Raw genomic sequence first — 12,545 nt, forward strand, 5'->3', positions numbered from 1 at the left:
GCGTTCGCTGGTCGGTGCCACGGTCCCGTCGAATAATAACCCTTAAGTCCGGCAGACCTCCTACGTGAAACTGCGTGCCCGCCCTTAGCTCAGACTGGTAGAGCAGTCGACTGTAGATCGACTTGCCCCCCGTTCAAATCGGGGAGGGCGGACTTTTCCTGCGAAAATCCGACCGATACGAGTTGAGGTTGTGAGTCGCACGCCCGCGCAGCGGAGCGAGCAGGAACGTCTCACAGTGTTCAAATCGGGGAGGGCGGACTTCTTCCCCGGTCGATTCGTACTTGACTGTTGATCGGCTTGTCTTCAGTCCCCGGAGCGTAGCGAGTGAAAGCTTGGAAGCCGCGTGTAGCGGCCGAAAGCTCCCGCTGACTTCGTATAGCGAGTAAACACGAGGCGTCAGTCGGCTCCCGTGACGACGAACACCCACGCGAGTCGGGTGCGCTGGTCGAAGCAGACGTACGTGACGTCCCACGCTGCTACCGACTCGAACCAGTCGCACCACCGGTCGAACGTCGCGGAGGCGGAGAACTCGCCGTAACGTTCGCCGAAGACGGCTTCGACGAACCGTTCGCCGAGTCGCTTTGCGTCGCCTCGGTCGCCGTACGACTCCGGGACGTGTTCGTAGCCGGGGATCTCGGCGTCGACGTCGTGGAAGGGCGGTTCGAGGAAGTTGTAGTACGCGCCACCGCCGACGAGGTGACGAGCGAGGTGGCCGTCGAGCGTGTACGCCGAGTAGTGCTCCCAGTCGAGGTCGGTGTAGTCCTGCGGATGGCGGTCCGGCGACAGGTCCAGCGCGGGGAGCGCATCGGAGAGCGCGTCCGACGCGAGGACGTCCCGATACAACCACTCCTTTCGGCCGCCTCGCGAGAGATGCCAGTCGAGCGCGTCGTTCGGCGGCACCCGCACGACGCCGAGGTGTGCGTCGCCGTTGACGTGGATGTCGCTCATGACGGTCCCGAGTTCGCGAGCGGCGTCCGGAACCACCTCGTCTCGGTCGACCGACTGTAGCGTCGTCTCCATGCGCGCGTCCGCGAGTTCGGCGTCTGACGGCGAGTCACCCCAATCGACCTCGAGCAGCGCGTCCTCGCCGTCGAACTCCTCGGCCATGACTCGTCGGAGACGTCACCGGGTGAAAAAGCTCCGGGAACGAACTTCGTGAACGGATGCGCCCGGAGTGCGGGTCCGTTCTTCGACGCCGGAACCGACCGCCTCAGTCCTCGGAATCCCCCACCAACGAAGGAGGACACTCGTGGTTCTCCACGCGGTACTTCGAGTACTTGATGCCGCAGCGCGGACACTGCACCGTCACTCGATTGGTGTACCAGATACCGCCGTAGAGCAGGACGACCAGATAGAGGAAGTTCACGAAGAGGATGCCCAAGTAGACGCTCGCGTAGTCGATTGCCATTCCTCCCTGCTCACCCACCTAGTCACGGTACGTGGTTGGCCATGTTAGTACTTACCGCACACTCCCTCCGCGGTCGAGTCGGGCCTGCCGATACCCGGTCGGGTCGTCACAGGTTCGTCCACGCGCTCGGTGCGTCGGGTGCGGCGGCGGGACCGTCCGAATGACCGGATCGACGAAGAGGGAGCGGTCGGCGACTTCTGCCTCCCGCACCGACCCGGAGCTATTTATCGAACCTGTTCGTAGTATGTCGTATGGACTACCAGCAGAACGTCGGCGGTATCGACCGCATCGTTCGGGGCGTCCTCGGCATCTGGCTCGTCGCCGTCGCCATCAGCGCGTTCCTCGACGAGAAGCGCGTGACGGCCGCGACCGCGGCCATCGCGGGCGCTGGACTCCTCCGCAACGCCCAAGCACAGCACTGCGGCGGGAACGCGCTGTTGGGCATCGACACGACCTCCGACGAATCGGCGGAGTGACCCGCCGCGGGCGGGTAGTCGAGCGACGGCCGCTGGTCAGGGGCTTCGGTCCTGAACTTCGATGATCTCGGCGTTGTCCACGTACTCCTCGCCGCCGCCCTTCCGGACCTGAATCGTCTTGCTCGGCAGGTCCTCGTGGGTCTGTTCTTGAGGCACCGACACCGCGGTCACCTCCTCCAGGGTCACCGAACGCCGGAGGAACGTCTCGCCATCCTCGGTCACGCGCTCCCACTCGTCGGCGTCCCCGTCGAACTCGTCGGTGCCGAAGTACTCCTCGGGGTCGCGGTCCGGGGACACGTCGCCCTCCGAGCGCACCGCGTCGTCGGCCTCGTCGTGCTGGTACTGTTCGAGGTGTACGAGCATGGCGGTGTTTGGAGACGTGTGGGGATAATTGGCGTGGCCAGATTACGCGGTTACACGGCACCAAACCGGACTCCTCGGGCTCGCTGGCGCGACGACCCCGCGTCTGCAGTCCGAGCCGCTTTCCCGCCAACTTTTGTCAGGGACCGCCGAACCTGCCGACCATGCTCGAACTTCCACGGTCGTTGCTGGCCGCCGGAGCGGTCGTCGTACTCCTCGCGCTCAGTGCCTTCTTCTCCAGCAGCGAGACGGCCATCTTCTCGCTCTCCGTCGAGTGGATGGCCGAGCGCGCGGCCGCGGGCGACCGACGCGCGGCCCTGCTCTCGGCGTTGCGCGAGGACCCACACCGGCTGCTCGTGACCCTGCTCGTCGGCAACAACCTCGTGAACGTCGCGCTCTCCAGCGTCGTGACGGTCGTCCTCGTGGGCGCGCTTCCGGCGGGACTGGCCGTCACCGCCGCGACGGTCGTCGTCACCTCGCTGGTCCTGATATTCGGCGAGATCATCCCGAAGTCGTACGGACTCGGCAACGGCGAACGGTGGTCGCTCCGGGTCGCCCGGCCCCTGTCGCTCGTCGAGCGCGCTCTCTACCCTCTCGTCGTGCTGTTCGACGCGCTCACCCGCGGTACGAGTCAGCGCCTCGGCGGCGACACGGACATCGAGGAGCAGTACCTCGACGACTGAGACCGACTCGCGCCGCCAGCGGCGGTCCCGTCAGGCGAAGCCGAAGCTCTCGATCTCTGGCCGACCCAGCACGTCCATCACGGTCTCGTAGAGGTCCCGGACCTGCGGGCGGACCCGGCCGGTCCGGTTCCGGTCGCCGACCCAGCGGTACCGAATCGTCCCCTCGGGGTCCACGAAGAAGCAGGCCGGGCGCGCCCGCCGGGCGACGCCGAACGCCCGGTAGGTGACGCCGTAGGACTCGGCGATAGAGAGGTCGCGGTCCGAGCAGAAGGGGTAGGTCACGTCGAGGTAGTCGGCGAACTCCCGGTCGGTTCGCGGTCTGGCGCGGTTCACGCCGACGACGCGGAGCCGGTCGTCGGCGGTGAACCAGTCGTACTCGCCGAGCGCGTGTCGCTGGGCGAACGACTCGGATTCGAAGTCGGTCGGTTGGAACACCAGCAACACCGCGCCGTCCAAGCGCAGCGACGACAGCGACACCTCCGACACCGACCCGTCGGGCGTCGCCAGCGGCGCGGTGAACGCCGGGGCCTGCGAGCCGACGGTCGGACCGCCCGATTCTCCCATCGTTCACGACGATTCGGCGAATCAATTTAAAGTTTCCTCAGATGCGCCGCGGTCGGCAGTCGGACTCGAACTCGTCGGTCGCTCTTTTCGACCGATTTATATCGTCGGAATCGCAACGCATGCGCCGTGAGTTCTCCGCTCGTCGCCGACGCGCTGGTCGTCGTGGCGCTGTTCGGCTTCTACGCAGGGCTGGCGTGGGACCTCGGCGCGACCACCGAGGTCATCGACCCGCGGCTCGGACTGGGGCTGTCGCTCGGCGGCTACGTCTCGGGCGGCGTCGGCGTCCTGTTGGCGGTAGCGACCGTCGCGGTAGAGGCCTCGACCGCGGGACCGGACGCGGTCGCCGTGGCCGCGATTGTCGCCGGTCTCGGCCCGCTGTTCGCGGTCGTGTTCGGACTCTGCGTTCGGTTGGGCATCGCCGTCTACGCGGTGTTGCTCCGAATCGGATTCCGGCTGTCGCGGGTTAGCGAGTTCGATTGAGTCGTTACTCCTCGCCGACGAGTTGCCCCCATGTCAATACTTAACCGGCCGCATTGCGTGGGTTCGGCCGTATGCCGACGCGAGTACCCGACAGCGAGTTCCGAGCCCGACTCGCCGCCGTCCGCGAGCGAATCGCCGACGAGGGCGCGGACGCGGGGGTCTGGTTCGGCGCGACGAGTATCGAGTATCTGACAGGATTCGGCCACATCCAGACCGAGCGCCCGGTCGTCCTCGCCGTGACCGACGACCGCGTGGCCGTAACGGTTCCCCGACTCGAAGTCGAGCGCGTCGAGACCAACCCGCGCATCGACGCGGTGCATCACTACTTCGACTACCCCGGCGGCGACCCCATCGAGACCGCGGCCGGGATGCTCGCCGAGTTGGACGTCGAGTCGGTCGCGGCCGACGCCGACGGCGCGCCGGGCGTGATGGGCTACGAGGGACCAAACCTCTCGAAGTTCGTGGACGTGGAGACCCAGAGCTGGGTCGATCGGATGCGGTGGGCCAAGTCCGACGCGGAGGTCGAGTTGGTCCGCGAGTCCGCGCGGTGGGGCAACCTCGCCCACCGCTATCTGGCCGACTACACCGAGGTCGGCGAGCATCCGGCGACCGTGAGCCAGCGCGCCTCGCTGGAGGCCTCGCGCGCGATGCTCGACACGCTGGGCGACGAGTACGTTCCGCGCACGCGCGGCGACGGCCCGGCGATGGCGGGGTTCATCACCGGCGAGCAGACCGCCCTGCCCCACGGCCACACCGCCAACCGGCGCTTGCAGGAGGGCGACGTGCTGGTCACCGGCGCGAGCGCGAACGTGGACGGCTACCGCTCGGAACTGGAGCGCACGATGTTTCTCGGCGAACCGACCGACGAGCAGGCCCACTACTTCGAGGTGATGCTCGAAGCCCAGACCATCGCCATCGACGCGCTCGGGCCGGGCGTCGAACTGTCCTACGTGGACCGGCAGGTCTGGGACTACTTCGAGGAACAGGGCGTGACCGACCTCGCGCAACACCACGTCGGGCACAACATCGGGCTGGGCGCGCACGAACCGCCGTACATCGACCGGGGCTGGACGACCCACTGCGCCGAACGGGACGGCCGCGAGGACGGCGACGCCGAGATGGAACCCGGCCACATCTACACCATCGAACCGGGCATCTACACCGACGAGTACGGCTATCGCCACTCCGACACCATCGCCGTCACCGAGGACGGCGTGGACTGGCTGACCTACTTCCCGCGGGACTTGGAGTCGAACACGATTCGCGTGGAGTAGCGGCGGTCACAGCGACGGGCCCGTCGAACCTGGCCGAAACTACCCGAGGCCACTACGGATTCCTCACGAGAATCTATAGAGTCTGAGAGACGTACGGAGTCACTCTGAAACGATTTCTGCACCGTCTCAGCCGCGAACGCAAGTTACGTAAGACGCCCCTCCCAACCGACGCCAATGACCGACTCGACGCGCCGCCGGTTCCTCCGCCGGGCGACGACGGCCGCCGCGACCGCTTCGCTCGCCGGTCTCGCCGGATGCACCGGCGCTCTCTCCGAGCGGTCCGAGCAGACGCCGACGATAGACTACACGCTCCCCGAGGCGACCGCCAGCGCCGAGGTCCGGATGGGACCCGACGCCTCGAACCGCTTCGACCCCGCCATCGTCCGCGTGGAGACGGGCGGTACCGTGACGTGGACCAACGTCTCGCGGAACCACTCCGCGACGGCCTACGCGCCGGCCAACGACTACTCGTGCCGGATTCCGGAGGGTGCGGAGTCGTGGGACACCGGCGTCTTCGTGGAGAACGGCAAGTCGTCCTCCCACACCTTCGAGACGCCGGGCGTCTACGACTACTACTGCACGCCCCACGAACCGCTCGGGATGGTCGGCACCGTGGTCGTCGGCGACCCCGACCCGGCGGACCAACCCGGTCTGCAACCGCCTGACGACGGGCGCTCGGACAGGGCGGCGTCGAAACTCGAAGCGCTGAACCACCGCGTTCGCTCGGGACTGAAAGACTAATTCGGTCGATCGGGGATTCGCGGTTAGAATCTCGGTTTCTGCTTCGGTCGGGCGAGTTCCGAGGGAGTCGAGTGAGAATGGCCGGTGGAGTCGGATGAGAAGACCGGTAGAGTTACGGAGGAAGTCGAGAAGCGGCTAGCTTCAGGCTTGAGCGCAGGAGTCTGCCGCACGGCACCACGTCCTCCCCACCCGATTGCGTTGCTCAATCGTCACTCCCTTCGGTCGTTCCTCCCTGCGCTACTCATCCACCGTCGGACAAACCGCGTCCGACGAGTCGTGCTTCGCTCCGCTCAACACGACCTCGCACGGATGGGCGCGACCTCACACCGCGAGGTCGCGCCCGCACGGGCCGGGTGGAGAATCTGACTCTGGCGATTCTCCACAGACGGTCTATCGACTCCGACCGATTCAAGCCGATAGGCGCGAACGCAGAGGTAGTGGCAGTCTCCTTCGACCTCTTCGGGACGCTCGTGGACGCCGACCTGCCCGACGACCCGGCGAGCGCTATCGCCGCGGAACTGAGCGCGCGCGACGTGGCAGTCCCCGACGACTGGGCCGCGGCCTACCGCGAGGACCACGTCGAAGCGCCCGAGGGCGCGGTGGTCCCGCTGATGGCCCACGTCGGCGCGGCGCTGGCGAGTCGGGGCGTCGAGACGCCGGGCAACGCCGCGCGCCGGGCGGTCGTCGCCGCCTTCGACCCCGCGGTCGAGACCCGCGAGGGCGCTGTCGAGGCGGTCGCGGCCGCCGCGGAACGCGGGCCGGTCGCCGTCCTCTCGAACTGCGCGGTGCCGCAACTCGCCCGGAAGGCCCTGATTCGCTCGGCCCTCGACCGCGAGACGTTCGACGCCGTCGTCACCGGCGTCGCCTGCGGGTGGGCGAAACCCGACCCGCGGGCGTTCGAGACCTGCGCAGACCGCCTCGGCGTGCCTGTCGCCGACCTCACGCACGTCGGCGACGACCCGGCGACCGACGCCGGAATCGAGGACTGCGGCGGCGAGGCGGTTCTCCTCGGCGACGTGTCGCTCGCCGATTTTCCGGCGTGGGTCGCAGGACGAGCGTAGCCGACTGGTAGCACCGAGCCATCGACCGCCGAACCCGCGCCGCCCACCGAGCGATTTACGTAGGAGGGCCGAGCGGTAGTAGCCAACCCAACGATGGCTGACGACGAGACCGGCGTGGACCTGCACTTCGCCGGCAGACGGATTCGGGCACAGACCGCGGACACGTTCCTCCAGAAGCTCAAGGGCCTGCGGTTCGCCGACTCGGGCCGGATGTTCTTCCGGTTCGACTCGCCGACTCGGACGACGGTCGATACCATCTTCGTTCGGGACGTGCAGTACCTGTACTTCTTCGACGGCGACCGGACGCTGGTCGAGCAGGCGGAACTGACGCCCAACCGGTTCTACCGGCCGAGCCACTCCTACCGGTACCTGCTCGAAACGTTCGAAGACCTCGGCGTCGAAACCGGCGAGCGACTCGAAATCGTAGACGAGTAGTCGGTTGCGACGGATTCGAGGAGCGGAAAGAGAGGCCCGGAAGCGAGTGGAGAGTCGAACGTCGGCGGGGTGGAGGGCCGAAGCGACCGGTAGTGTCGAGCGGCCCGCTCAGTCCTGCCGTCCGGCCGGCGCGCCGGTCGGCGACGACGCTCCCTCCGGCGTCGCGTGGACGTAGCGCGTCCAGACCGACAGCAGACTCGGCAGGACGAAGATGCTCACGACGAACGACAGCGACAGCGCGAGGACGACCAGCGCGCCGAAGCTCCGGAGTTGCGGCGAGGGAGCCAACAGGAGCGCGCTGAACGCGCCGGTCGAGGTCAGCGTGCTGCCGAACAGCGCGCCGCCGGTGCCCGTCACGGCCTCGCGGAGCGCGCGATAGGCGTCCCCGTCGCGGGATAGCTCTCTGGCGAACCGGTCGCTGATGTGGATGTTGTAGTCGATGCCCAACCCGACGACCAGACTCATCAACAGCGACGTGAACAGCGTCAGCGGGATGTCGAGCAGGTACATCCCGCCGACGACGAACGCGGTGACGAGCGCGATGGGGACGACCGTGATCGCGCCGAGCGTGGCGCTCCCCTCGGCGATTCGGTAGACCGCCATCAGCATGACGAACACCGCCAGCAGCGCGACGACCAGCGTGGTCAGGATGCTGTCGGCGGTCTGGGCCGACTCGGCCTCGCTGACGGTCGCCGGGCCGACCGCGGTCGCGGTCAGCGCGTCGCCGTCGCTTTCCACGGCGGCCGCGACGGCGCGCATCTCGTCGGCTTGAGTCTCGTACTTCGCGTCGGGCTGGATGGGGACGACCATCCGGAGCGACCGGAACTCGCCGTCAGTTCGTTCGACGACCCGACTCGCGCGCTCGGGTGCGGTGTCGTAGAGCGCGGCGTACACCGCGTCGAGATTCCGGTCGGGCACGCCGTCGCCGTCGGTGTCGGCCTCCCGGAACGTCTCGGCGAACGCGTCGTTTCGGGCGGCGACCGACTCCATGACCGTCACCGGCGAGACGAACGGAACTTCACCGGCGCGCTCGAAGACGGCCTCGCTCTCGGCGGCGCGCTCGCGGCCGCTCTGAAGGCGTTCGAGCGTCCGCGGGTCGGTCACGTCGCCCTCGACGAGAATCTGGGAGGTGCGCCGGTCGCTCTCGTCGGGCGACCGGTAGCGTTCGTTCACGAACTCGCTGTCGCGGTCGTAGGCGGTGGTCTCCCACGCGAGCGGTCCGGGCAGGTCCTGCTTCCACTCGGCCACGTCGCCGTCGCCCTGCTGGAAGGCCTTCCGGTCGAGTTCGGTCCACGCGAGACCGCTGGCCGCGCCCGCCACGAGCGCGAGGACGATGACGACCGGCGCGGCCTTCCGCGCGAGGTCGGCACCGCTGGCGAGCGGGGGTTCGAGCAGCCGCGTCTTGCCCAGCGGTTGCTTGCGCCGGTCGAAGCCGACGCGTTCGAGCAGCCCGTCCACGCTCACCTTCAGCGCGGGGACGACCGTCACGAAGATGACGAACGCCGAAGCCACGCCGAGCGTGATGCCGACGGCGAGGTCCTTTATGAGGTCGAACTCGTTGGTGACGTTCGACAGGAAGCCGACCGCGGTCGTCACCGTGACCAGTCCGACCGCGACCGCGACCGACGACAGCGCCCGCGTCATCGGTTCGCGGATGCCCTCGTCCTCGCCGCGCTCCTCGCGGTAGCGCATGAAGACGTGGAGTCCGTAGTCCACGCTCAGGCCGACGATGAGGACCGGGCCGATGATGAGTGTGACCCCGGCGGGAATCTCGAGCCACCCGAGGATGCCGAACATCCAGACGACCGAGAGGACGACGCCGACGAAGCCGACGATAACGTCCGCGAGGTCGCGGTACGAGAACGCGAGGACGGCCAAGATAGCTACCAGCGCGGCGGGAAGCACCAACTCGAAGAGGTCCTGCTGGAACTGCTCGTTCGAGACGGTCCGGGCGTGGGGACCGATGGTGAAGTGAGTCTCCACGCCGTCGGCCTGCTCGTAGAGCGCCCGCGTCGCGGGCGTTCCGGCGAATCGCCGACCGCTCTCGCCGCCGTCACCGCCCTCGCCCGCGGACCGGAACTGGAACACCATCCGGCGACTCGTCGCGCTCGCGGTGCCGGGGTCGTACTCCTTGGGAAGCAGGTCGAGCGCGGGCGACCCCTTCGAGAGGGTCCGTTTCACCGTCGCCCTGACCTCGCTCTCGCTGGCGGATTCGAGCGCCGAGATCTGGTCGGCGAGCGAGGCGGACTGGCTCCCGGCCAACCGCTTGGCGACGAGGTTCGAGACGCCGACGACGCCGCCCCGGTCGGGGAGCGCCGCGGCGACCGACTCGTTGTCCCGGACCGCCCGCTGGTAGCGAAGCGAGTCCAGCAGCGACCGCTTCGAGAGGACGTTGCCGTCCGGGTCCCTGACGTAGACCGCCGCCGGCCGCCCGCCGCTGTCGTTTCGCTGGGCGTAGTGGCTCTGGATGTAGCTCTGCTTCTGTGCGACGGTGGTGTCGCCCACGGCGTCGCCGCCGCCCGCCGTACTCCCCATCTGGAGTTGGGTCACGCCCGACCCGACCCCGGCGGTCAGCAGGAGCATGACGAGGACGACGATTCGGTTGTGGTCGGTGACGAACCGGGCCGACTTCTCGAACAGCCCCTTCATCGTCTCCCTCGCTCGCCGTCGTCGGTCGCGGGTCGATATGCTTTCCACCCGCCGTCTCCGCGAGGCGGGTCGGTCTCGCGTCGTACGAAGTGTCTCATCGGTACACCGAACACTGGAATCCGACACACCGTATAAAAGGCCCCACAGTTGCCGGCGGCGCAACTGCGGCAAAGATTTATGTACTACGCTCCGGCGTCTCGCCCGACGGTCACACCTCGGGCGTCTCCATGACGCGGGGCACGCCCGCCGCGGTGACGGTCTCGCCGACCACGTACGACGCCGCGGGACTGGCGAGGAACTGGGCGAGGTCGGCGATCTCCTCGGTGGTGCCGATGCGCCGTTCGACCTCGCGGCGGTCGATGTCGTCGGCGCTGACGCCCATCTGACTCTCGACGCCCGGCGTGGCGACGAACCCCGGCGCGATGCAGTTGACCCGCACGTCGTCGCTCGCCCACTCGAACGAGAGCGTCGAGGTGAGGTTGATGATACCCGCCTTCGCCGCGCCGTAGTGGCTCATGTGAGGCGACCCCTTCTGTCCCGCGACGCTGGCCACGTTTATCACCGAGCCGCCGCCGTCCTCGCGCATCCGTTCCCCGGCGACCTGCGTGCAGTGGAACGTCCCGTTCAGGTTGATGTCCACGATGGTCTCCCAGCCGTTCTCGCTGATGTCCTCGAACGGAGCCATGAAGCTGGCCCCGGCGTTGTTGACCAGCACGTCGAGCCCGCCGAACTCCTCGACGGTCGCGTCCACGAGCGCCTCCACGGCGTCGCGGTCGGTCACGTCGCACTCGACCGCCAAGGCCGACCCCTCGCGGTCGCTCTCCTCGATTCCCTCGGCGACCGGGTCCACGTTCTCCTGTTCGCGCGAGCAGACCACGACGTTCGCGCCGTCGTCGGCGAACTGCTCGGCGATGGTCTGCCCGATGCCGGAACTCGCGCCCGTCACGATGGCGGTCCGCCCGGCGACGCTGAACTGTTCGAGGCTCACGCCGACCCCTCCGTCGCCGGTCGATAGTTCGATTCGATTTCCATTGTTAACATCGGGATGGAATTACGCTCCTCTGTTAATAAATATGGGTGTGTATCTGTAATCGTTGTCAGTAGCTGGGGGTGAGAGAGCGCCCGATGAGCTACGAGGAGTCGAACCGCGTCAGGTGTTCGACCTCGCTCGGGTCCGTGTCCTCGAACGCGTTCCGCGCGATGACTCGCTTGTGAACCTCGTCCGCGCCGTCGATGATGCGGAACTGCCGGACGTTCTCGTAGAAGTCCGCGAGCGGCAGGTCCTTCCCGATGCCGTTGCCGCCACATATCTGGACGGCGGTGTCGATGGCGTCCTGCGTGACGTTCGCCGCGAAGGTCTTGCTCATCGCCACCTCGACGCGGGCCTCCTCGCCCGCGGCTATCTGCCGGGCGGCGTGTCGGACCATCGACCGGACGGCGTGCAGGCGGGTCTCGGCCTCCGCGACTTCGAATCGGAGCGCCTGCTTGTCCGAGAGGGGACCGTCGAACGCCCGTCGCTCGGCGGCGTAGGCCTTAGCCACGTCGAGCGCACGCTCGGCCATCCCCGAGAAGCGCATGCAGTGGGTGAGTCGGGCTGGGCCGAGGCGCTGTTGGGCGATGGCGAACCCCGCGTTCTCCTCGCCGAGCAGGTTCTCCTCGGGCACGCGGACGTCGTCGTAGCGAATTTCGGCGTGACTCGCGCCGGTGAGACCGCCGCCGAGATGGGGGATGTCGCGGACGATTTCCACGCCGGGCGTGTCGGCGGGCACGAGGAAGATGGAACAGCCCTGATACGGGTGGGCCTCGTCGTCGGTCCGCGCCATCACCAGTAGCACGTCGGCCTCGCTTCCCTGCGTGGTCCACCACTTGTGACCGTCGATGACCCACTCGTCGCCGTCCTTCTCCGCCGTGGTCCGAATCATCTTCGGGTCCGAACCCGCGCCCGGATTGGGTTCGGTCATCGAGAATCCCGACTTGGCCTCGCCCGCCGCGAGCGGGCGGAGCCACCGCTCTCTCTGCTCGTCGGTCCCCACCAGTTCGAGCGTGTGCATGTTACCCTCGTCCGGGGCGTTCGCGCGGATGGCCGCCGGACCGAGGAGGCTCCGACCGGCCGCCTCGAAGACGGGGAGCAGTTCCCGGAAGTCCATCCCGAGTCCGCCGTACTCCTCGGGGACTTGGGGCGCGTACAGGTCGCGCTCGCGGGCCAGTTCCCGGAGTTCTCGCACGGTCTCGTCGGGGACGCGCCCCTCGCCGAGGTGGTCGCGTTCGACCGGGACGACCTCCTCGCGAACGAAGCTCTCGACGCGGTCGGCTACCTCCCGGCCCCGCTGGGGGTCGTCGTACTTCATACCTCAACCTCTCCGCAACGATGTAAAAGCATTTCCCCGATTTTATTTCCCTCGTAAGTTCTATAG

At 67.8% G+C, this 12,545-nt stretch carries 14 protein-coding genes and 1 tRNA gene; 8 read left to right on the forward strand and 7 right to left on the reverse strand.

Going from position 1 to position 12,545, the window contains the following annotated elements; all coding sequences use genetic code 11:
• Window positions 1-78: 78 nt before the first annotated feature.
• Window positions 79-152: transfer RNA gene (locus M0R88_RS10115), tRNA-Tyr, on the forward strand.
• 244 nt (window positions 153-396) lie between these two features.
• Here the strand turns inward: M0R88_RS10115 and M0R88_RS10120 are convergent.
• Both M0R88_RS10120 and M0R88_RS10125 read right to left on the reverse strand, forming a co-directional pair.
• On the reverse strand, window positions 397-1,107 hold the full coding sequence (locus tag M0R88_RS10120) for a hypothetical protein (RefSeq protein WP_248653391.1): 711 nt from the start codon (window positions 1,105-1,107) through the stop codon (window positions 397-399).
• Window positions 1,108-1,210: 103 nt separating this feature from the next.
• Complete coding sequence (locus tag M0R88_RS10125) at window positions 1,211-1,408, reverse strand: hypothetical protein (RefSeq protein ID WP_248653392.1); 198 nt, start codon at window positions 1,406-1,408, stop codon at window positions 1,211-1,213.
• Between the two features lie 251 nt (window positions 1,409-1,659).
• On the opposite strand from M0R88_RS10125, the gene M0R88_RS10130 reads away from it, so the two are divergent.
• Window positions 1,660-1,884 carry a YgaP family membrane protein gene (locus tag M0R88_RS10130; RefSeq protein WP_248653393.1) on the forward strand — a complete coding sequence of 75 codons (225 nt, stop codon included), beginning with the start codon at window positions 1,660-1,662 and terminating at the stop codon, window positions 1,882-1,884.
• A 36-nt stretch (window positions 1,885-1,920) separates the two neighbouring features.
• On the opposite strand, the gene M0R88_RS10135 is transcribed toward M0R88_RS10130, so the two are convergent.
• A complete protein-coding gene (locus M0R88_RS10135; protein WP_248653394.1) occupies window positions 1,921-2,247 on the reverse strand; it encodes a hypothetical protein in 327 nt (108 codons plus the stop codon).
• A gap of 161 nt (window positions 2,248-2,408) precedes the next feature.
• Between M0R88_RS10135 and M0R88_RS10140 the strand changes: the two genes are divergently transcribed.
• Window positions 2,409-2,927, forward strand: a complete 519-nt coding sequence (locus M0R88_RS10140; protein ID WP_248653395.1) for a DUF21 domain-containing protein — start codon at window positions 2,409-2,411, stop codon at window positions 2,925-2,927.
• A gap of 30 nt (window positions 2,928-2,957) precedes the next feature.
• Here M0R88_RS10140 and M0R88_RS10145 read toward each other — a convergent pair whose 3' ends face one another.
• The gene (locus M0R88_RS10145) at window positions 2,958-3,491 is read right to left on the reverse strand and encodes a redoxin domain-containing protein (protein WP_248653396.1); all 534 of its coding nucleotides are present in this window, start codon (window positions 3,489-3,491) and stop codon (window positions 2,958-2,960) included.
• A 126-nt stretch (window positions 3,492-3,617) separates the two neighbouring features.
• Here M0R88_RS10145 and M0R88_RS10150 point away from each other — a divergent pair, with 126 nt between their 5' ends.
• The 5 genes from M0R88_RS10150 to M0R88_RS10170 all read left to right on the forward strand — a co-directional run bounded on the left by M0R88_RS10150 (window position 3,618) and on the right by M0R88_RS10170 (window position 7,482).
• Window positions 3,618-3,971: a hypothetical protein gene (locus M0R88_RS10150; protein WP_248653397.1), complete on the forward strand. Its 354-nt coding sequence runs from the start codon at window positions 3,618-3,620 to the stop codon at window positions 3,969-3,971.
• 71 nt (window positions 3,972-4,042) lie between these two features.
• Complete coding sequence (locus tag M0R88_RS10155; RefSeq protein ID WP_248653398.1) at window positions 4,043-5,245, forward strand: M24 family metallopeptidase; 1,203 nt, start codon at window positions 4,043-4,045, stop codon at window positions 5,243-5,245.
• Window positions 5,246-5,419: 174 nt separating this feature from the next.
• Window positions 5,420-5,986, forward strand: a complete 567-nt coding sequence (locus M0R88_RS10160; protein ID WP_248653399.1) for a plastocyanin/azurin family copper-binding protein — start codon at window positions 5,420-5,422, stop codon at window positions 5,984-5,986.
• A gap of 437 nt (window positions 5,987-6,423) precedes the next feature.
• Window positions 6,424-7,047 carry an HAD family hydrolase gene (locus tag M0R88_RS10165; protein WP_248653400.1) on the forward strand — a complete coding sequence of 208 codons (624 nt, stop codon included), beginning with the start codon at window positions 6,424-6,426 and terminating at the stop codon, window positions 7,045-7,047.
• A 93-nt stretch (window positions 7,048-7,140) separates the two neighbouring features.
• Entirely contained in the window at window positions 7,141-7,482 is a 342-nt protein-coding gene (locus M0R88_RS10170) for a DUF192 domain-containing protein (RefSeq protein ID WP_248653401.1), read from the forward strand.
• A gap of 108 nt (window positions 7,483-7,590) precedes the next feature.
• Here M0R88_RS10170 and M0R88_RS10175 read toward each other — a convergent pair whose 3' ends face one another.
• The 3 genes from M0R88_RS10175 to M0R88_RS10185 all read right to left on the reverse strand — a co-directional run bounded on the left by M0R88_RS10175 (window position 7,591) and on the right by M0R88_RS10185 (window position 12,479).
• Entirely contained in the window at window positions 7,591-10,131 is a 2,541-nt protein-coding gene (locus M0R88_RS10175) for an efflux RND transporter permease subunit (RefSeq protein WP_248653402.1), read from the reverse strand.
• A 208-nt stretch (window positions 10,132-10,339) separates the two neighbouring features.
• On the reverse strand, window positions 10,340-11,119 hold the full coding sequence (locus M0R88_RS10180; RefSeq protein WP_248653403.1) for an SDR family NAD(P)-dependent oxidoreductase: 780 nt from the start codon (window positions 11,117-11,119) through the stop codon (window positions 10,340-10,342).
• A 142-nt stretch (window positions 11,120-11,261) separates the two neighbouring features.
• Window positions 11,262-12,479 carry an acyl-CoA dehydrogenase family protein gene (locus tag M0R88_RS10185; protein WP_248653404.1) on the reverse strand — a complete coding sequence of 406 codons (1,218 nt, stop codon included), beginning with the start codon at window positions 12,477-12,479 and terminating at the stop codon, window positions 11,262-11,264.
• Window positions 12,480-12,545 lie beyond the last annotated feature (66 nt).

Source organism: Halorussus gelatinilyticus, assembly GCF_023238445.1.
Classification (GTDB): Archaea; Halobacteriota; Halobacteria; order Halobacteriales; family Haladaptataceae; genus Halorussus; species Halorussus gelatinilyticus.

Coding starts and splice junctions, on each gene's coding strand:
- M0R88_RS10125 (WP_248653392.1), bottom strand. CDS start 1,408: ATGGCAATCGACTACGCGAGCGTCTACTTGGGCATCCTCTTCGTGAAC.
- M0R88_RS10155 (WP_248653398.1), top strand. CDS start 4,043: ATGCCGACGCGAGTACCCGACAGCGAGTTCCGAGCCCGACTCGCCGCC.
- M0R88_RS10160 (WP_248653399.1), top strand. CDS start 5,420: ATGACCGACTCGACGCGCCGCCGGTTCCTCCGCCGGGCGACGACGGCC.
- M0R88_RS10185 (WP_248653404.1), bottom strand. CDS start 12,479: ATGAAGTACGACGACCCCCAGCGGGGCCGGGAGGTAGCCGACCGCGTC.
- M0R88_RS10175 (WP_248653402.1), bottom strand. CDS start 10,131: ATGAAGGGGCTGTTCGAGAAGTCGGCCCGGTTCGTCACCGACCACAAC.
- M0R88_RS10140 (WP_248653395.1), top strand. CDS start 2,409: ATGCTCGAACTTCCACGGTCGTTGCTGGCCGCCGGAGCGGTCGTCGTA.
- M0R88_RS10135 (WP_248653394.1), bottom strand. CDS start 2,247: ATGCTCGTACACCTCGAACAGTACCAGCACGACGAGGCCGACGACGCG.
- M0R88_RS10120 (WP_248653391.1), bottom strand. CDS start 1,107: ATGGCCGAGGAGTTCGACGGCGAGGACGCGCTGCTCGAGGTCGATTGG.
- M0R88_RS10145 (WP_248653396.1), bottom strand. CDS start 3,491: ATGGGAGAATCGGGCGGTCCGACCGTCGGCTCGCAGGCCCCGGCGTTC.
- M0R88_RS10170 (WP_248653401.1), top strand. CDS start 7,141: ATGGCTGACGACGAGACCGGCGTGGACCTGCACTTCGCCGGCAGACGG.
- M0R88_RS10130 (WP_248653393.1), top strand. CDS start 1,660: ATGGACTACCAGCAGAACGTCGGCGGTATCGACCGCATCGTTCGGGGC.